Origin of the sequence: Clostridium sp. AN503, from assembly GCF_040719375.1 — a bacterium.
Classification (GTDB): Bacteria; Bacillota; Clostridia; order Lachnospirales; family Lachnospiraceae; genus Brotaphodocola.
In genome coordinates this window covers 755,587-774,809 of record NZ_JBFDTP010000002.1, presented here as the reverse complement: position 1 = coordinate 774,809, position 19,223 = coordinate 755,587, and the positions used below count along the sequence as shown (strand labels likewise).

Annotated in this window: 17 protein-coding genes; 1 reads left to right on the top strand and 16 read right to left on the bottom strand. The window is 51.9% G+C overall.

Annotated elements, in window-relative coordinates; genetic code table 11:
- Window positions 1-103 precede the first annotated feature (103 nt).
- The 14 genes from AB1I67_RS10790 to AB1I67_RS10725 form a co-directional block, all read right to left on the bottom strand.
- The gene (locus AB1I67_RS10790) at window positions 104-1,855 is read right to left on the bottom strand and encodes a hypothetical protein (RefSeq protein ID WP_367029871.1); all 1,752 of its coding nucleotides are present in this window, start codon (window positions 1,853-1,855) and stop codon (window positions 104-106) included.
- Window positions 1,856-1,867: 12 nt separating this feature from the next.
- On the bottom strand, window positions 1,868-2,884 hold the full coding sequence (locus AB1I67_RS10785; protein ID WP_367029870.1) for a Fic family protein: 1,017 nt from the start codon (window positions 2,882-2,884) through the stop codon (window positions 1,868-1,870).
- Window positions 2,881-3,030, bottom strand: coding sequence for a hypothetical protein (locus tag AB1I67_RS10780; RefSeq protein WP_367029869.1), 150 nt, complete (start codon window positions 3,028-3,030; stop codon window positions 2,881-2,883). The genes AB1I67_RS10785 and AB1I67_RS10780 overlap by 4 nt, the downstream gene beginning before the upstream one ends.
- A 120-nt stretch (window positions 3,031-3,150) precedes the next feature.
- A complete protein-coding gene (ppdK, locus tag AB1I67_RS10775; RefSeq protein ID WP_367029868.1) occupies window positions 3,151-5,775 on the bottom strand; it encodes a pyruvate, phosphate dikinase in 2,625 nt (874 codons plus the stop codon).
- A 255-nt stretch (window positions 5,776-6,030) separates the two neighbouring features.
- The gene (locus AB1I67_RS10770) at window positions 6,031-7,542 is read right to left on the bottom strand and encodes a response regulator (protein ID WP_367029867.1); all 1,512 of its coding nucleotides are present in this window, start codon (window positions 7,540-7,542) and stop codon (window positions 6,031-6,033) included.
- A 25-nt stretch (window positions 7,543-7,567) separates the two neighbouring features.
- On the bottom strand, window positions 7,568-9,367 hold the full coding sequence (locus AB1I67_RS10765; RefSeq protein WP_367029866.1) for a sensor histidine kinase: 1,800 nt from the start codon (window positions 9,365-9,367) through the stop codon (window positions 7,568-7,570).
- A gap of 507 nt (window positions 9,368-9,874) precedes the next feature.
- The gene (locus AB1I67_RS10760) at window positions 9,875-11,347 is read right to left on the bottom strand and encodes a sulfatase-like hydrolase/transferase (RefSeq protein ID WP_367029865.1); all 1,473 of its coding nucleotides are present in this window, start codon (window positions 11,345-11,347) and stop codon (window positions 9,875-9,877) included.
- A 12-nt stretch (window positions 11,348-11,359) separates the two neighbouring features.
- Window positions 11,360-12,106 carry an ABC transporter ATP-binding protein gene (locus tag AB1I67_RS10755; protein WP_367029864.1) on the bottom strand — a complete coding sequence of 249 codons (747 nt, stop codon included), beginning with the start codon at window positions 12,104-12,106 and terminating at the stop codon, window positions 11,360-11,362.
- 14 nt (window positions 12,107-12,120) lie between these two features.
- Complete coding sequence (locus AB1I67_RS10750; RefSeq protein ID WP_367029863.1) at window positions 12,121-12,894, bottom strand: ABC transporter ATP-binding protein; 774 nt, start codon at window positions 12,892-12,894, stop codon at window positions 12,121-12,123.
- Complete coding sequence (locus AB1I67_RS10745) at window positions 12,873-13,661, bottom strand: ABC transporter permease (protein ID WP_367029862.1); 789 nt, start codon at window positions 13,659-13,661, stop codon at window positions 12,873-12,875. The genes AB1I67_RS10750 and AB1I67_RS10745 overlap by 22 nt, the downstream gene beginning before the upstream one ends.
- A complete protein-coding gene (locus AB1I67_RS10740; RefSeq protein ID WP_367029861.1) occupies window positions 13,658-14,461 on the bottom strand; it encodes an ABC transporter permease in 804 nt (267 codons plus the stop codon). Before AB1I67_RS10740 ends, AB1I67_RS10745 begins: the two co-directional genes overlap by 4 nt.
- 117 nt (window positions 14,462-14,578) lie before the next feature.
- Window positions 14,579-15,706, bottom strand: coding sequence for an ABC transporter substrate-binding protein (locus tag AB1I67_RS10735; protein WP_367029860.1), 1,128 nt, complete (start codon window positions 15,704-15,706; stop codon window positions 14,579-14,581).
- Window positions 15,707-16,030: 324 nt separating this feature from the next.
- Window positions 16,031-17,029 (bottom strand): isocitrate/isopropylmalate family dehydrogenase, encoded by a 999-nt coding sequence (locus AB1I67_RS10730; protein ID WP_367029859.1) that lies wholly within the window; start codon window positions 17,027-17,029, stop codon window positions 16,031-16,033.
- Window positions 17,030-17,276: 247 nt separating this feature from the next.
- The gene (locus AB1I67_RS10725; RefSeq protein WP_367029858.1) at window positions 17,277-17,831 is read right to left on the bottom strand and encodes a DJ-1 family glyoxalase III; all 555 of its coding nucleotides are present in this window, start codon (window positions 17,829-17,831) and stop codon (window positions 17,277-17,279) included.
- A gap of 173 nt (window positions 17,832-18,004) precedes the next feature.
- On the opposite strand from AB1I67_RS10725, the gene AB1I67_RS10720 reads away from it, so the two are divergent.
- Window positions 18,005-18,412, top strand: a complete 408-nt coding sequence (locus tag AB1I67_RS10720) for a DUF3842 family protein (RefSeq protein ID WP_367029857.1) — start codon at window positions 18,005-18,007, stop codon at window positions 18,410-18,412.
- A 24-nt stretch (window positions 18,413-18,436) separates the two neighbouring features.
- Here AB1I67_RS10720 and AB1I67_RS10715 read toward each other — a convergent pair whose 3' ends face one another.
- Window positions 18,437-18,724, bottom strand: coding sequence for a helix-turn-helix domain-containing protein (locus AB1I67_RS10715; RefSeq protein ID WP_367029856.1), 288 nt, complete (start codon window positions 18,722-18,724; stop codon window positions 18,437-18,439).
- The gene (locus tag AB1I67_RS10710; protein ID WP_367029855.1) at window positions 18,711-19,073 is read right to left on the bottom strand and encodes a type II toxin-antitoxin system RelE/ParE family toxin; all 363 of its coding nucleotides are present in this window, start codon (window positions 19,071-19,073) and stop codon (window positions 18,711-18,713) included. The genes AB1I67_RS10715 and AB1I67_RS10710 overlap by 14 nt, the downstream gene beginning before the upstream one ends.
- Window positions 19,074-19,223 lie beyond the last annotated feature (150 nt).

Below are 19,223 nucleotides of genomic sequence, written 5' to 3'. Positions count from 1 at the left end.
ATTGTACTATTTTTTGAAAAGATAAACAACCCCTTTTTCATTACCGACGCAGCCTGGGCTGCTAAAAAGAAGTGGATACCTTTGAAGATATCCACTCATTTCTCTAAACAGACTGCCAAACACCATCCTGATCCACCGCGTAACCATCCGGGGTCGTGGTGTTCACCGCCATGCTTCCATCCTGATTCAGATAATACCATTTCCCATCGGCTCCCTGCACCCAGCCAATCGCCATGGCCCCATCGCCGTTCAAGAAATACCACTTGCTGCCAAGAGACAGCCATCCAGTCTTCATGACGCCGGCTGCATCCAGGAAATACCAGCGCCCGTCCGTACCCAGCAGCCAGTCTGTCACCGGCGCATTGGCAGCATTCATGTAATACCAGAGACCGTCCTTCTGTACCCAGCCGATATCTTCAGAAGAAGCGTTCGTCACGCGCGGAGCCATCCCCGGTCCCACAACAGAGCCTGAGACACTGGCGCCTGATCCCGAACTGGAACCACCGCCACCACCACCTCCTCCTCCGCCTCCGCCGCTGGGCCGGTTGTTTGAAGGAGGAATATAGCTTACCGCATATACCAGCGGCAGAGTATTTATGTTTCCGCCAGCCAGATAACCGTCATTATATTCCATGACCAGATCTGTCAGAAGAACATAGTTCAACAGCATTTTTTTATCCCGCTCAGCCTGCCGTCTGATCTTTTTGAACACATCCTCCTTGAATTTAATGGAGATCGTTATCATTCCATGCTCATCCATCTGGGGTGTTCGCTCATAAGAACCGTTTGTGAATGTGAAATTCCCATCCGGGTTCAGCTTTAAGCGGCTGATCCGCAGAGGGATCGGGTTCCCCTGGGCGTCTGTCCCCGCCATCATGTCTGTATAAACGCCAAACTGGTGGCGGATCGTGACTGTGGGCGCATCCTCTTCATTCAGTTTCACATGGCCGACCAGCCTGTATACCGCCCCGGTATCCGCATCCTTAAACGGAGTCCCTTCATACTGCCCCACTGAATCGGCGCTGTACTCGGTATAAAGCCCGTCCGCACCATAATAGACCGGGATATCCTTTTCTATTCCCGCTCCGGATATTGTGAGGAAATGCATCCTGCCGTTGTTATTCACATTCTCTTTTCCGTCCGCTACTGCCTGATCCACAAAATAAACCTGAAACTCCAGGCTCTCACCGGCCTTTAAATATCCGGACGCCGGTTCGATCCGTACTCTTGTGATCTCATTCGTATTCAGGCCATCCGACGGACCATAAGGCGATTTCGGGATTCCTGCGCTGACCCTGATCTCCCCAAAATCCACCTCGCCGGCCACCTGCTCAAACCGGAGCACCACAGGCTCAGGAAGATCTGCTTGATTGGTTGCGGGGTCACGCTCCATATAGAACGATATACTGTCCCTGGCATCACCATCAACGGTGTACTCCACACGTGCGGAGGAACTGCTGGCAAACTCCAGACCATCGCCGCCTTTATAAGAGGCTGCACGGCCAGATGCCGAAATCACCTGTTCTTCCAGGATGTCTGAGACGATCTCCATATCTGTCTCCAGGTCTTCTTCTATTTCTGCTTCTGGGTCTGTCTCCGGTTCTATCTCCGCGTCTGTCTCTGGCTCCAGGTCTGTCCCCGGTTCTGTCTCTAGTACACTCTGGTCTTCATCCGGTATCAGATTATCGGAATCTGTCTGGACACCAGCAGCCGACAGATCCGTGATGCTTCTTGTTATAAACTCTGGCTTCAATTCGGGCAGACCGGACTCCGCCATTGCTGATATCGATGGAACCGACAGCAGTTGGGCAATCAATACCGTTGCCACGATTCTATATAACCTGCTTTTCTTCATTCTTCTCCTCCCCTACTCTGAAATTAAAACCAACAACCTGTAGAGATTCTTGTTTTTTCCTTCTATCTTTGTTTTAAACAGATATTCCTTTTTACTGAGCCCATTCAGGATTTTTCGCGCATATCCGTCGCTGATGCCCAGGATCCCCGCCGCCGCAGTCACCGTGATCTCCGCGCCGATTCCCCGTCTGGACATTCTTATCAACAGCTTTTTCTCAAGCGCTGACAGATGATCCTGTTTTTTTTCTGCGGATCGGCAGGCTTCTATGATGCGGTCCAGCATGTAATCCATAAATATTGTTAGGTTAAGCGTCACCTGATTATCCAGAACTGACGGGACTTCCGACAGTTCCAGGGACTTATAATAGCCGCCCAGGTGGAAATTGATTGCCTGAGATATACGGATTCTCCTGACGCCCGGATACCCCGCCTGAAACAGGCTGTAGTTCTGCAGAATCCTTGCTGTCCGACCATTGCCGTCACAATAGGGATGGATATACACAAAATAAAAATGGACAATGATCGCTTTGTATATGGCATCCAAATCCCGGCGATCCATGAATTGGAATAATCCGGCCATGTAGCTCTCTATCTTCTTATAAGGCGCCGGTGTATGAATGACTCTCTCATAGGAAGATATCGTAACATTTCCTGACCTGTATTTCACTCCCTTTAACCGCTCATTTTCACAGACATCTTTGACGACAGTCTCCCAGAGTGTACGCAGGCTCTGATCAGAGACAGGATATCCGGAATAGATCAGATTTAGCGCGTTCATATTGTTGACTACCATTCTGTCACTCTTACTTTTAGGATCGCGCAGGGATCTCCTGACGCTCTCTATGGTGGTCCTTGCCCCTTCAATGGTGGCTGAGTGAAACGAATCCAAAAGGACTGTATCTGTCTCCAGCTCATAATCTGCGCTTTTATCCAGATATTCTCTGCATAAGGACAGTTTATCCTGGAGCTTTTTCTCGTCAAAGCACAATATGGTATTGTTAAGTCCCTTTAAATCAGATAAAAATATCACTGTTCTATACTCCCTGCCGTTAAGGCAATCATTTCTCTGCGGACAATCGGCCTCTCATATCCTGTCAGTGTCTGCTTCAAACTATTTCCATACATTCTACTGTCATCATTATACATTTTTAACATGCGAATAGCAATGTTTTTCACACATGACCCCCCTTAAGATCATCCCCGTCTTGCCCCACAGAGTATCCCCATGGCAATATAAAAAGGCCCCGGCGAAACGCCGGGGCCCCATAAAAGATACTGTTATTCTATTAATCAAGCTTATTCTGCCAGAGCTGCCTGCGCCGCTGCCAGTTTCGCGATCGGAACGCGGAACGGAGAACAGGACACATAGTCCAGGCCGATCTTGTGGCAGAACTCTACGGAAGTCGGATCGCCGCCGTGCTCGCCGCAGATACCTACATGCATATCCGGACGAACGGATTTGCCCAGCTTGATCGCCATCTCCATCAGCTTGCCTACGCCGGTCTGATCCAGCTTTGCAAACGGATCGCTCTCGAAGATCTTGCTGTCGTAGTAAGCGTTCAGGAACTTACCTGCGTCGTCACGGGAGAAGCCGTAGGTCATCTGGGTCAGATCGTTGGTTCCGAAGCAGAAGAACTCAGCGTCCTTCGCAATGTCATCTGCAGTCAGACATGCTCTCGGGATCTCGATCATGGTACCTACTTCATACTTTAAGTCGATGCCTGCAGCAGCGATCTCAGCGTCTGCGGTCTCAACTACGATCTTCTTAACAACCTTAAGCTCTTTGTCGTCACAGATAAGCGGGATCATGATCTCCGGGCAAACCTTCCAGTCAGCGTGAGCCTTCTGAACGTTGATCGCCGCACGGATCACAGCCTTGGTCTGCATCCTTGCAATCTCCGGATAGGTAACTGCAAGACGGCATCCACGATGGCCCATCATCGGGTTGAACTCATGCAGGGAATCGATGATCGCTTTGATCTGATCAACAGTCTTGCCCTGAGCGTCAGCCAGCTTCTTGATGTCCTCTTCCTCGGTCGGAACGAACTCATGTAACGGCGGATCCAAGAAACGGATGGTAACCGGGTTGCCCTCTAAAGCCTCATAAAGCTTCTCGAAGTCGCCCTGCTGAACCGGAAGGATCTTCTCCAGAGCAGCTTCTCTCTCCTCAACGGTATCAGAACAGATCATCTCACGGAATGCATCGATCCTGTCGCCCTCGAAGAACATATGCTCGGTACGGCAAAGGCCGATACCCTCTGCGCCCAGCTCTCTTGCCTTCCTTGCGTCAGCCGGGGTATCTGCGTTGGTTCTTACTCTCAGTCTTCTGTATTTGTCAGCCCAGTCCATGATACGGCCAAGCTCGCCTGCGATCTCAGCGTCCACGGTCGGGATCAGGCCATCGTAGATCTTACCGGTGGAACCGTCTAAGGACAGCGCATCGCCCTCGTGGAACTCTTTGCCTGCCAGGGTGAACTTCTTGTTCTCCTCGTCCATGGTGATCTCGGAGCAGCCGGATACACAGCAGGTACCCATGCCGCGTGCAACTACTGCTGCGTGGGAGGTCATACCGCCGCGGACAGTCAGGATACCCTGAGCAGCCTTCATACCCTCGATATCCTCCGGGGAGGTCTCAAGACGTACCAGGACAACCTTCTCACCTCTTGCAGCCCACTCTTTTGCGTCCTCAGCGGTGAATACGATCTTACCGCATGCAGCGCCCGGAGATGCAGCCAGTGCTTTTGCAAGCGGCTCTGCGCTCTTCAGTGCAGCAGCGTCAAACTGCGGATGCAGCAGGGTGTCCAAGTTACGCGGATCGATCATCTTGACAGCCTTCTTCTCGTCGATCATTCCCTCGTCAACCAGGTCACATGCGATCTTAAGAGCAGCCTTGGCAGTTCTCTTACCGTTACGGGTCTGAAGCATGTACAGCTTGCGGTCCTCGATAGTGAACTCCATATCCTGCATGTCTCTGTAATGGTCTTCCAGCTTGTCGCAGATCGCAACGAACTGATCGTAAACTTCCGGCATAACCTCTTTCAGCTGTGCGATCTTCTGCGGAGTGCGGACACCTGCAACCACGTCCTCGCCCTGTGCGTTCATCAGGAACTCACCCATCAGCTTCTTCTCGCCGGTAGCCGGGTCACGGGTAAATGCTACGCCGGTTCCGGAGGTCTCGCCCATGTTGCCGAATGCCATCATCTGAACGTTCACTGCGGTACCCCAGGAATACGGGATATCGTTGTCGCGGCGGTATACGTTCGCACGGGGGTTGTCCCAGGAACGGAATACAGCCTTGATCGCGCCCATCAGCTGCTCCTTCGGATCGGTCGGGAAATCCTCGCCGATCATCTTCTTATACTCAGCCTTGAACTGGTCAGCCAGTACCTTTAAGTCCTCTGCGGTCAGATCCACGTCCTGAGTGATGCCCTTCTCGGCTTTCATCTTGTCGATGAGCTCCTCGAAGTACTTTTTGCCAACCTCCATAACAACATCGGAGTACATCTGGATGAAACGTCTGTAGCAGTCATAAGCCCAACGCGGGTTGCCGGACTTCTCTGCCAGAACCTCAACCACCTCTTCATTCAGGCCCAGGTTTAAGATGGTATCCATCATGCCCGGCATGGAAGCTCTTGCACCGGAACGAACGGAAACCAGGAGCGGATTCTCCTTGTCACCGAACTTCTTGCCGGTGATCTCCTCCATCTTGGTGATATGCTCCATGATCTGACCCATAATCTCGTCATTGATCTTCTTGCCGTCCTCGTAATACTGGGTACAGGCCTCTGTCGTAATGGTAAAGCCCTGCGGTACCGGAAGACCTAAGTTGGTCATCTCGGCTAAGTTTGCACCTTTACCGCCTAACAGGTTCCTCATGCTGGCATCGCCTTCTGTGAATAAATACACCCACTTTGTTGCCATAAGTTTTTTCCTCCTCAACATGTATGCAGGGTCTCCCCCGCTGGTTTCATTCCGCCTCCGGTTGCAGTTCCCTCCAAAATTGCGCAAAGAAAAAGCCCGTCAACGGTCTGGTACTAGTATATCATATTTTTTTTGCGAGTAAAGTTTTTTTCTTCAAAAATCAGGAAAAACTTGTGCAAATTTCAGTAAAAACCTGTGTAAGTACTTTCAATTTCTGTCATTTTCGCATATCTGTTTTTCGTTCGTATATACGATTTACTTGCAGCTATTTTTATAATCAAACGGATTCTGACCAAAGTTTTTCTTAAATACCGTAGAAAAATAGCTCAGATTGGAATACCCCACCTGCTCCGCCACCTCATACACCTTGAGATTTGTTGTCTCCAGAAGCCTCAGCGCGTGTTTCAGCCTCAGGTTATTTAGATAGACCACAAACTTCACACCAGTCTCATCCCGGAACAGACGGCTTAAATATTCCGCGCTCAGTCCCACATGGGAGGATACATCGGACAATGCCAGCGGCTCTGCATAATTCTCTTCCATATACCGGATCGCGCTGCGGACGGAGGACGAATACTCTGAGTTGCCCATGGCGGCGCTGCCGCAGGAGGCAAACCCCCGCTCCATCACCAGTTCCAGCTTTTCCAGGGTATCTGCGGCCTGTACCATTTCCCCCACCTCGCCAAGCTGCTGTTCCGTCTTGTCGATGTCATCCCGGGTAATGTGATAGAGGGAGGTCAAAAAGAACAGAAACAGCTTCCGCACATAGTCAATATCCGTCGGCCTGGTCTGCCGCACCTCCTCCATCATACTCTCCTTGATCTCCACCGCTTTTTTAAAATTCTGGTTCACCAGCTCCTTGCTGAACCGGATCTTATATTTTTCCCCATTGGGAATCTGGCGCACGCCCACCGGCTGGTTTAAAAAGATATCCGTATTCGGATAATAAAAATGCAGCAGCACCCGGTCATGAGCCTGGCGCATGGCGTCTCCCAAACGCCCCGGACTGCTGTAGATGTCGCTGCACCCGATCATGCAGGGCGCCTGTTTTATGATCTCCCTGCAGTACCGGCCAATCTCCTCCTGCTGCCGCAAACCGCTGGCAGAACCGCTGCGGTCCAAGTTGCCGACGATCAGAGTGTGGTTTAAGTCCAGAGACACCTTGAAGATATTAGTCAGTATCCCTTCCTGGGGCAGGGTGATCCGCATGGACTCCTCCTCACCCGCCATCACATCGAGGGCTGCGTAGTTCCCCTGGCTCAAAGGGATCTCATACTCCTTGAGCAGCTTCTCATTGGCCGTCCCTGCATGCTGGCTCAGCACCAGAGACCGCAGATAATGGTTCCGGTTGGAAAGCTCCTCAAAGGTCTTCTCACGGTCGCTGCCCGTGCTGCCTCTCATGGTTCTGGCGGCCTTGTCAAGGAGCTCCTTTAAGCTCTCCTCCGTGATCTCTGTTTTCAGGATATACTCGGAGGCCCCCAGCTTGATCGCCTTTCTCGCATATTCAAAATCCTCATGGCTTGTGAGCACCACGCTGACCACCGCCGGGTTGCTGTTCTGGATCAGTTTCAGCATCTCTAGGCCGTCCATGACCGGCATGCGGATATCCGTGATCACGATCTCCGGCAGAGTCTTCCGGTATAGGGAAAAGCCTTCCGCCCCATTAGCCGCAAGCCCCACAACCTGGTATCCCGCCAGCTTGCCAATACAGAACTCCAGCCATTGCCGGATCGGCACCTCATCATCCACCACCATCACACGTACCATGACATCATCCCCTCTCTGTCTTTTGTCAGTCAATGGCCGGGAAGGTCAGGACGATCTTCGTCCCCTCCCACTGCCTGCTCTCTATGTTCATTCCGTAACTTTCCCCGAAATTAAGCTGGATGCGTTCCTTTACATTGACGATCCCCACATGGGTCTTCTCGTTGATCTGCTCCCCCCGTTCGATCTTTTCAATCACCTCCGGAGCGATCCCCATGCCATTGTCCTCCACCGTCACCACCACATCCCCGTCCTTTTTCCGGGCCGTGATGATGATCAGCCCTTCCCCCTTCTTAAACTCAACCCCATGGAAAATAGCGTTTTCCAGAAGCGGCTGGATCAGCAGCTTGGGGATCTTTTTCTCCTCCACTGCCTCATCACACTCAAATACCACCTGGAACCCGTCATCGTAGCGGAATTTCTGGATATCCACATACTGCTGGAGCACGCGGAATTCATCGCGGATCGTGACAAATTCGCTGGGGCTTGAGAGGGTGCTGCGCAGAAGCTGGATAAAGGACACCAGCATCCGGGATGCCTCCTCATTTTTTTCCATGTCCACCATACACTTGATGGAGAACAGGGTATTGTACATAAAATGGGGATTGATCTGGGCCTGCAGAAAGCTCAGCTCCATTTTCCTCTTCTGCTGCTCCTTCTGCTTGATCCCCTGCATCAGCTCCCGCATCCGCCCCAGCATCAGGTTTAAGCGGTTGCGCAGGATATTGATCTCCACATATCCCTCCACCTGGCAGGGACGGTCTAAATTCTCCTCCTCCACCTGGAGCATAAAGTTACAGAGCTGGGATATGGGCTGCGCCGTCCTTTTCGCAAAGAGCCATGCATACCACGATACCGCCCCGATCGCCAGACATGCCACCCAGGCGATCATATAACGCAGATTCCGGATCGGCTCCATCAGCACCTCCAGAGGGATCTCCTCCAGCACGGTAAAACCGGACCCCTGGTCCTGATAGCGGGTAAATAATATCTCTTTCCCGCGCATTTTCGTAAAGGTGTAGGCGCTGCCCTCAAAGAGCCGGTCCAGATTCTTCATATTGAAGAAATTAAACCCGTTCAGCCTCTGGTTGCTGCAGGAGATGATCGTCCCCTCACCGTCCACAATATAGATCGTGTTCTGTCTGTCCCTGATCACGGACTCATACATCTCCCTGAGCTGCGCCTCCTCCACACTGATCATCAGATAGGCCAGGGCTTCCCCGTTCTCATCCGCCATCACCCGCGCCGTGGAAAAATAATTCTGCCCCGTGGCTTTGTCCTTGTAGTTGGCGATATCGATCACTTCCCCTTTTGCGTCCAGCATATCTTTATACCAGATCTTGGTCCTGGGACTCATATAGTCATAATCCGGCGGCACCGGACTGGAACTGTAGCCCCCTCCATCCTCCAGCGCCAGAACCATGTCAAACCTTATGCTGTATTCATGAAATGAGCTTTTAAACTGGGAGGTCAGCCGCTCCAGATACCGGTTGAGGTCCTGCTGCCGTTTTTCCCGGTCACCGCCCTCTTTAAGTCCTTTAAGCTCCAACAGGTGATCCTGCAGCGTGTGGTCGTAATAATACAGGTTGGACAGCGTATAAGCATTGTACTTCACCTGCCGTACCCGGTCCCCTACCTGGTGCAGAACGTCGGCCCGGTTGTTTCCGATCTCCGATACCATGGTCCGCTCAAATATATGATAGCCGATCAGGGAGATCGTGAGGGTCAGAAAAATGCCCAGCGCCAGAAATGCAGTCAAAAGACTGGTTTTCATACTGGACGTGGGGACTTTTAGCTTCCACGGCCGTGCTTTTCGTTGTTCTGGCATGTTAGTGGCCTCCTTATCTGCTCATCGTATGTGGCTGCGCAGTGCAGTGCGACTCCGCAGTGCAGCTCAATTCCGCTTCGCTCCATCTACTCTGTACGCTTTCTCACTAAGCTCGTTGACTCTCGCTAAGTGTTCAATGCGTCGCTCACGGGCTTCGCCCTATGAAAAATGGCAAAAGCAAATTTTCTTTTGTGCAAGCACAACGAAATCGCGACTCCACTTCATAGTGCGACTCCGCAGTGCAGCTCGATTCCGCTTCGCTCCATCTCGCTCACGGGCTTCGCCCTATGAAAAATGGCAAAAGCAAATTTTCTTTTGTGCAAGCACAACGAAAATTTGCTTCCGCCATTTTTCGCACTGCTCATTGCCTGCGTGAACATTATATCACATTCCGATCTATTCGGACACCTGGAGCGTATGCTTAAATTACTTGAGACTGGCAATGGGGCATGCCGTGGGGACAGGCGGGGGCTGCCTGTCTCTACGGCATGAGATTCAGTTTGACATTTAATATTTCCCAATGCGCAGCGGCAGCGGGTCCTCGGTTTCAATGATTCGGTCCATCAGCTTTTTCAGCAGGCATTCTTTGATCCCTGCGTATGCTTCATCCTCCCACAGATTGATGAATTCTTCCGGGTCCCGGATGCGGTCATAGAGTTCGCCGTAATCCTCTCCTGCATAGTAGGTGATCTTGTAATTCTTCCCGGTCAGGGTTTTGACGCTGAGTCCCCAGTCATAGCAGTTAAACTCAGTCATGGCGTACTCCCGGCCTGCGCCCTTGTCCCCCCGGAGGATGGGAGCCATGGAACAGCCCTGCACCCCGTAAGGCGGGCGTACCCCGGCATACTCCAGAAGCGTGGGCATGATGTCCACATGCTCCGTCACCTGGCTGTAGCGCGACCCCTGCGGGACCACGCCGGGCCAGCTTACGATCATCGGCGCCTTGATGATACAGTCGTAGTGAAACGGGCCTTTAAACAGAAGGCCGTGGTCCCCCAGCAGCTCCCCGTGGTCGTTAGTGAACATGATCAGCGTATCCTCCGTGATCCCCTTCTCCTGCAAAGCATCCAGCACGCGGCCAATGTTGTCGTCGATCAGGGTGATCATTCCATAGTACGCCGCCTTCACCTGCCCCCACTGATGAGGAGACAGTTTCGTGTAGTCATATTTTTCATTGGAAAACCCATGGGCCGTCCGCGCCTTTTTAAAATGCGGCGGCTTATCTTCAAGCTCCCCCTCTAAAAAAACAGGCTCCGCCAGCTCATCCGGATCATACATGCCGGCATATGGCTCCGGCGGGTCAAAGGGGTGATGCGGGTCTACGAAAGAGCAGTACGCAAAAAACGGTTTCCCAGGTTCCGACTCCTGGATCAGATCGATCATCCGGTCCGCGATCCAGTGGGACTGATGGTACTGCGGATTGATCCCGCTCGGATACACCTGGGGCGGGCCGCTTAAATCCTTTTCCGCTGCCGAAGCCCGGTCCTCCTTTGCCTTCCGCTCACCCTGAAGTTTCACTTCCTCGTAGTCCTCCGGACTCTGCTCCTTCAGCCAGTTTAGATATTCCCCAGTCTTACAGTCACAGGTCGTGTGGATCACATCAAATCCATAGTGATCCTCCGGCCAGTCATCCTGCTCGTCCTCCTTTGGGACAAACTGGGTCGTGATATGCATTTTTCCGATCGCCGCCGTGAGATAGCCGTTGTCCCGCAGGACTTCCGGCAGGGTGATCTCCGAATCCCGCAGCGGGATGCCGTTGTCCCTGGTCCCGTGGTTCTTCGGATACCGTCCGGTCAGCACCGTGCACCTGGAAGGGGAACACACCGGATTCTGCACGAAATGATTGTCAAAGGTGCTGCCGTTTAAGGCAATCCGGTCTATGTTGGGCGTATGGATCTGATTGTTTCCATAACAGCCCAGGGCGTCAAACCGCAGCTGGTCACACATAAACAATATGATATTGGGTCTTTTATCAGCCATAGCGCTCTCCTATTACCACCATTTGATCAAATCCGTCACATGGTTCCTGATCTCCACAAATTCCGGGGCTGTCACATCCCTGGGCCATGGCAGCGGATTGATGATCTCCTTCTTGATACTGGTCGGCTTGTTGGTCAGGACCAGGATCCTCTCGCTCAGATATACGGCCTCCTCAATATTGTGTGTGATAAAGATGACCGTGGTGCCGGTCTCCCTCCACAGCCGGATCAGTTCATCCTCCAGCCGGAACCGGAGGGAGATATCCAACTGCCCATATGGCTCATCCATCAAAAGCAGCTCCGGCTGCACGGCAAACGCACGGGCGATCACCACTCTCTGCAGCATACTGGCAGAAAGCTGGTCCGGATAATAGCTGCGGTAATCCTCAAGGCCTACCATCCCGATCACCTGGTCGGCGCGTTTCACCACCTCGTCCTCCGGAAGATTTTTGATCTTCAAGCCATACTTCACATTTTCCTCCACGGTCAGCCAGGGAAATGCCGAGTACTCCTGAAGGATATAGGCAATATTGTGTTTCTTTAAGTCTACCGGTTCCCCGTTGATCAGGATCTCTCCCGCCGTTAAGTCATAGAGCTTCGTCAGACTGTTTAAAAATGTGGTCTTGCCGCAGCCGGTAGGGCCTACGATGCATAAGAACTCCCCCTGCTTTACATCAAAGGAGATATTGTCAAGCACCAGCAGATCTCCGAATTTCTTGGTCAGGTTGGTTACCCGGACCTTTACGTTATCTTTACTCATGACGCGCTCCTTTCCTACAGTGTCTCGTCCGTATTGTCCAAAATGGTTTTCCTAAGCTTTAAAAATCCTGGGTCCACATAGCTTCTGGGCCTCGGCAGATCCACAATATATTCCTTCTTGATCGTAGTCGGACAGTTGGTCAAAAGGATGATCCGGTCCGCCAGGTATACGGCTTCCTCGATATTATTGGTCACAAATACGACCGTCCGTTTTTCCTTCTGCCAGATCTTCTCCAGCTCCTCCTCCATCATGTAGCGGGTCTGGGCGTCCAGATGCCCAAACGGCTCATCCATCAGCATGACCTTCGGGTCGTTGCAGTAAGCCCGGGCAATGCCCACGCGCTGCCGCATTCCTCCGGAGAGCTGGTTTGGATAGCTTTTCTCAAAACCCTGCAGCCCCATTAAGTCAATAAAATACTGGGCGTGCTCCCGTCTCGTCTTTTTGTCGATCCCTCTGGATTTCGGGCCGAACTCCACATTCCCCATGACTGTACAAAACGGGAACAGAGAAGTAGTCTGATAGACCACGCCCCGGTCTGCGCCGGGACCTTCGACCTTTTTCCCGTCTACGGTCACTGTCCCCTCACTGGTCTGTTCCAGGCCCGCGATCAGGTTGATCATCGTGGTCTTGCCGCACTGTCCCGGCCCGAACAGGACCACAAATTCATTTTCCCGAACCTCAAGGCTTACATCATTTACCACCTCTTTGACCCTGCCCGCAGACTCAAACCGCTTGCTGACATGCTCCAGGGTGATGATCGGTTTCTCTATACGTCCATTCTGTTCCATGAACACAGCCTCCTTTCTGCCATTCTCATGACCGTCGCCAGGAACAGCCCTACCACGCCGATGACCACCATGCCTACCAGCACCAGGGGGATATTGGTAGTGTCACTGCCGCGCAGGATGATCCAGCCGCAGCCCTCCTGGGCTCCGATCATCTCTGCCGCCAGGACCGCCATCCATGCGGTGGACAAGGCCACCTGCATCCCTGCAAAGATCTGGGGCAGGCTGGAAGGAAGGATCACGCGGAAAAAGATATCCCGGTCGCTGGTGCCCAGCATTCTGGCACAGCCGATCAGGGTCGGGTCTACCCGCTGGGCGCCAGTGTAGGCATTTAAGGTCACGTTGGTAAATGATCCGATAAAAATGATCGCATATTTCGGCAGCTCCCCGACGCCGAACCACAGGATGACAAGGGGGATCCAGGCGATCGGAGGGATCGGGCGGATCAGCTCAAAGATCGGTTTGATGATCGCCTCCGCATAGCGGGAGGTGCCCATGGCGATGCCCACAATGATCCCAAGCACCGTAGCTACCGTATAACCGATCAGCACGCGCCGGATACTGTAATACAGATGGCCATATATGGTATATCTTCCGATCGGCTTAAAAAAGGAATCCACAAGGAGCCTTAAAACCTCAACCGGTCCGGGCGTAGTCTCCTTTGCCGCCGTGAATGTGGTGATAAAGGCCCATGCAAGGAAAAAGGTTGCGATCGCGCAGACCGCGTAAATGGTCTTTTCCAGCTTTTCTCCGGTAAAATATTTCTTCATGATTTTTTACCTCCCTTCACCAGCCGGTTCTCCATCTTGCCCAGTACAACGGCAAAGAGGGTCCCGATAAACCCGATGGTCAGCATACCGACGATGATCAGATCCGCCCTTGCAAGGGAACGGTTGAGCTGTATCATATACCCTAACCCCTTGTTGGCCGCCAGCATTTCCGCCGCGCACAGGGTCGTCCATGCCGCCTGCAGGGAGATGCGCAGACCGGTGAAGATCAGCGGCATCGCCGTTGGGATCGCCACCGTAAAGAGCATTTTGGTCCTGGACGCCCCAAAGGTCTGGGCCACCCACAGATGTACGGGTTTGGTCTGTTTGATCCCCGCATAAGAGTTGATCACGCACGGGATAAAGGCGGATACGAAGATGATCGCTGCCTTTGCTCCAAGGCCGATGCCGAACCACAGGATCATAAGCGGGATCCAGGCGATGGTCGGGACCGGACGCACCAGGTCAAACAACGGTGTGACAAACAGATCGATCCTGCGAAACCACGCCATACAGATCCCCAGCGGGATCCCGATCACCGCGCCCAACACATATCCGCTCAGCGCCACCTTCAAGCTCGCCACGATGTGCTGGAACAGCGTGCCTCCGTCCGGCGCCTTGTGGTTTAACTTGTAGATGAATGCCTGAAGCACCTGGACGGGGCTTGGCAGGCTGTAATCCGGCATCAGGTGCAGGATTGCCGTCGCTATGTACCAGACTATAAAAAATGTACTCAGGGAACACACAGATATAAACGCAAATTTCCTCTTGTCCCGCTGTTTCTTTTTCTCCAATTCTGTCACGTCAGTAACCACCTTTCTTTTCTGTCACCGGGTTCTCCGCCACCAGGCCCGCGCGGCCTGCGCCCCGGTAAAAATGAAGGTGCCGTCGCCGACACCTTCCTGTACTCCTTCAAAATCTTAGAAACCCAGCGCTTCCTTGACGATCGTCGTATCAATATGGGTTGCGATCTCCGGGAACTTGGCTTCATCAAGCAGCTCCTGGGATACCCAGAATTCACCGGTTATCTGTACGGAATCGCCGACGGTGATGGTCTTCTCCTCCTCAGAGGTTACAAACGGCCTGGTCTCGATCTCGTTCTTGCAGGCTTCCAGCGAAGACTCGGAACCATTCTCCGTATACCAGTCAAGCAGAAGCTGCGCCGCCATATCCGGGTCCGCCTGGAGTGCATCGGTTGCCTGGAAAAACGCTTTCACATAGTTTACCAGAACATCTTTGCGCTCGGTAAACGCCTTGTTGCTGACGATGATGGAATCAAACTGCGGAACCTCCAGGTTCGTCAGGCTGGAAGTCACCACCATGCCCTCGCCCTCTGCCGCATAGGAGGTCGGCGGGTTCAGGGCCGCCACGTCACAGTTTCCGGTCATGAGCGCCTGATATGCGGACGGGAAATCCATATGTACGATCTCCACATCCTCGGTGGTCAGTCCAAACTTCTCCAGCCACTTGATCACGTTTAAATGGGAAATGGTTCCGGTGTTCGTGGCAATGACCGCTCCCTTTAATGTTTCCGCATCGCCGTAGATATCCGGGTAAGAGGGATTTGCGCCTTTTACCTGTGCGATCGGGGAATCCGGTTTGCAGAGCGTATACAGGCCGCCCTCAGAATGCCCGATATCTGCGATACAGTATGCTCCGTAAATCGCCAGGGAGTTGACCGCCGCCGCGCTCAAGGTACCTACCTCCCACTGATCCGCCGCCAGCGCTTCGTTCATGGCTCCGCCATTTGCAAAGTATACCGGCTCGATCTTGAAACCGTTGGCCGTATCCAGGCCTTCGTTGATCATATACTCGATCGGGATACTGTTAAGGAACGGCATCACTGCAACCTTTAAGACCGGCAGATCTGCCGTATCCTGCGCTTTCGTCTCCGCAGCAGTCTCGCCGCCCTCTGCCTTTGCCTCAGTCTTTGCTGCTTCCGCTGCCGGAGCCGCCGTCGTGGACTCCACCGGCTTCGGTGCACAGCCTGCCAGTGACGCCGCCACCATTGCTGCTGCCATAAGTGAACTTAAAAATCGTTTCTTCATCCTGTAAAACCTCCCTTTCTTCACCAGGACTTCCCGTCCATTGTTCCTGTAACGTTTCTTACTGAACTGATTTTACAATGTTTTTTACTGACAGTATATAAAATATTCCGGAGTTTTTACAAATCTTTTGATATTTTTTTAAACAGCTTATAAATTTTTGATATTTTTTTCAAATTTCCGGGACGGATTTAGAATAAATTTTTATATCATAGAGAACTTTCCCATGATATAAAAAAACGAGACGGCATATCGATTTTACCTGATATGCCGTCTCGCTTTGTTCTGATTCTTATGGTTTGCTGTAGGTTTTTCTAATCCGTGCAGTCACGCAAGCTGCGCAATGATCGCATTTTTATAACTCTCCGTGTTACCTCTGCCATGCAGATCCGGGGTGATCACATCCAGATTGCAGAGCGCCTTATCAACGGCCCTGCGGATCCCGTCCGCCACATCGTTCTGCTTTAAATGTTCCAGCATCATACAGGCTGACCAGAGCAGGGCGGTCGGGTTTGCAATGCCTTTTCCGGCGATATCCGGCGCGCTTCCGTGTACGGCCTCGAACATGGCATAATCCCTTCCCAGATTGCCGGACGGCAGCAGTCCCAGGCCGCCGATCAGGCCGCTGGTCAGATCTGACACAATATCCCCATACAGATTCGGCATCACCATAACGTCAAACTGCTGTGGATTCAGGACGAGCTGCATGCAGACTGCATCCACGATCCGGTCATCCCCCAGGATCTCCGGATATTCCTCTTTTATCTGATTGAAGATCTTTAAGAAAAATCCGTCCGTCTGTTTTAAGATATTCGCCTTGTGCACACAGGTAACCTTCTTCCGTCCATGTGCCCTGGCATATTCAAAGGCATCGCGGATGATACGCTCACTGGCTTTGCGGGTGATGATCTTTTTGGCAACCACCGTATCCTCGTCCGCCCACTCCTCCACGCCAACATAAAGATCCTCCGTATTCTCCCGGAACACGACGATATCCACATCCCGGAACGGGGTGTTCACTGCTTTATTGGATTTGGCCGGACGGATATTGGCATACATGTCATACTTCTCCCGCATGGTCACATTCAGCGAACGAAAGCCTTTGCCGATCGGCGTGGTGATCGGGGATTTTAAAAGTATCTTTGTTTTTTCAAACGAGGAAAAGGCGTCCTCCGGTATCAGCGCTCCGTTCTCCAAATATTCCTGATTGCCCACCCGGAACACCTCATATTCCAGCCTGGCCCCCGCCACATCTAAAATCTCCATGACCGTATCCGTGATCTCCGGTCCGATCCCATCTCCTTTAAATACGGTTATCTTATCCATATTACCAGCCCTCCACCATCTTATACTCTGCTGTCAATCCTGCAACTTTGTTTTTGTGTAGTGTATCACACCGCTTTATCAAAGTCAATATATTGTAGTACCTACAGTTATAATATTGTGGAATGACTGCTATAACCTTATAAAAGCCGGAAGAACACCGCTCACAATGACGGTATCCTTCCGGCTCCTCTGTAAATCTCTGTATATATTCCGCAAAATCTATCTGCCTGCTGCGCTCTCCCGCAGATCAGTTGTACTGGATCTTCTTTTTCACATCCTCCACCGCGGCTTCACCGGCCAGGATCCTCACCAGCTCCAGCCCCAGATCGATCGCGAAACCAAGTCCTCTGGCCGTGGTGATATTGCCGTCTGTCACCACACCCTGCATGGTATACTCTGCAGCTCCCCGGAAATCCCGTTCAAAACCAGGGAAACAAGTTGCTGTCTTTCCCTCCAGGAAACCATGGCGTCCCAGCACAACACCAGGCGCCGCGCAGATCGCCGCAATCCTTCTGCCGTCATCATCAGCCTGCCGAAGCGCCTCGATCAGCGGCTCACATGCAGTCAGATTCTCCGCTCCCGGCATTCCACCCGGCAGGAAGATCACATCCCCATCAGAAAAATCCGTCTCTGCCACAGTCGCATCCGCCCGGATCTGGATCTGATGGGAGCTTACGATCTCTCGCGTCTCACCAGCAGAGACCAGTACGGTCTCAATCCCGCTGCGTCTTAAGATATCCACCACTGCAAGACACTCCACTTCCTCAGAACCATCCGCTATCAACGCATATACTTTTGCCATCTTTATGCCTCCTTATATTCATTAAAATCCCATCTTTCCCTATTTTATCACAAATCCAGGGATTCACAAGCAGAAAGTACTTGCGCTTGAGCAGGATTTTCTGATAGAATTTAAAAACACATCATCGGTTTATCATCTGTATATTTATGGGATAAGAAAGGATCTGGCACATTATGAAAAAAATCACGATCATAGACGGACAGGGCGGGCGCATGGGCAAGGCCATCATCGAGCAGCTAAAGAAAGCATTTCCGGAGCAGGAGCTTCTGGCTATCGGCACCAACAGCATCGCAACAAGCGCCATGTTAAAGGCCGGCGCGGACTACGGGGCCACCGGCGAGAATCCTGTGCTCGTCGCAGCGAAAGACTCCGATATCATCATCGGCCCCATCGGAATCGTCATCGCCGATTCTCTCTATGGCGAGGTTACGGAAAAGATGGCCGCAGCCATCGGACGCAGTCACGCCTGCCAGATCCTGATGCCGGTCAACCGCTGCAATCATCATGTAGTTGGCTGTGAGGATCTGTCCATGAACGAGATCATTTCTCTGGTTGTAAAGAAAGTCCGGGAATGCCTGTAAGCACCTGGACTTTCTTAAACTATGTCATCTCATCTTCTTCGGTATAAATTCCACCTTCAGATACATCCCCATCCCATCAGCCAGCCGCTTCAGCATATCCAGGCTGGGATTCCTGGTCCCGGTCTCGATACGGCTGATATCTGCCTGGGTGATGCCGGTCCGTTCGGACAACTCCTTCTGGGTCAGATTCTGGCTTTTCCTGGTATCGATGATCGCCTGGATAATGTCAAACTCCGGCTGCAACGCATCGTACTCCTTTTTCACTTCCGGATCCGTAAGCTGTTCTTTCAAAAAATCATCAAATCTGGTCATGTCGTGCCCTCCTTCTATAATCATTTCTGTATTTCTTCGCTGTCTCAATCTCTCTTCGCGGGGTTTTATCCGTCTTTTTGACAAAACCGTTGGTCAGCACGATCCTTCCTCCCACTTCAAAAAAATATAAAACCCTGGTAATATCAGAACTGTGTTTTGCCCGGATCTCATAAATGCCATCCGAAAGACTCTTCGTGTAAGGCTCTCCCAACACATTGCCATTGGTCCCAATCATCTCAATGATCCGCAGCAGTTTTGCCTTCATCTTAGGATCCTGCTGCAAAATAAAATCTTTTGCCGGTTCCTCTCCATTCGCTTTTTGATAAAACAAAATCTCAAACTTATTCAAGGTTTTCTCCTTCTATGTACCAGTATATGTCGTTTACGACATATTGTCAAGGGGTTACAAATTTTTATTCGATCACATTCACAACAGGATTCAAATAAGATAATTCAATCATGATAGCCTGCGGCGGCTTACATAGAAACCGCCGCAAAC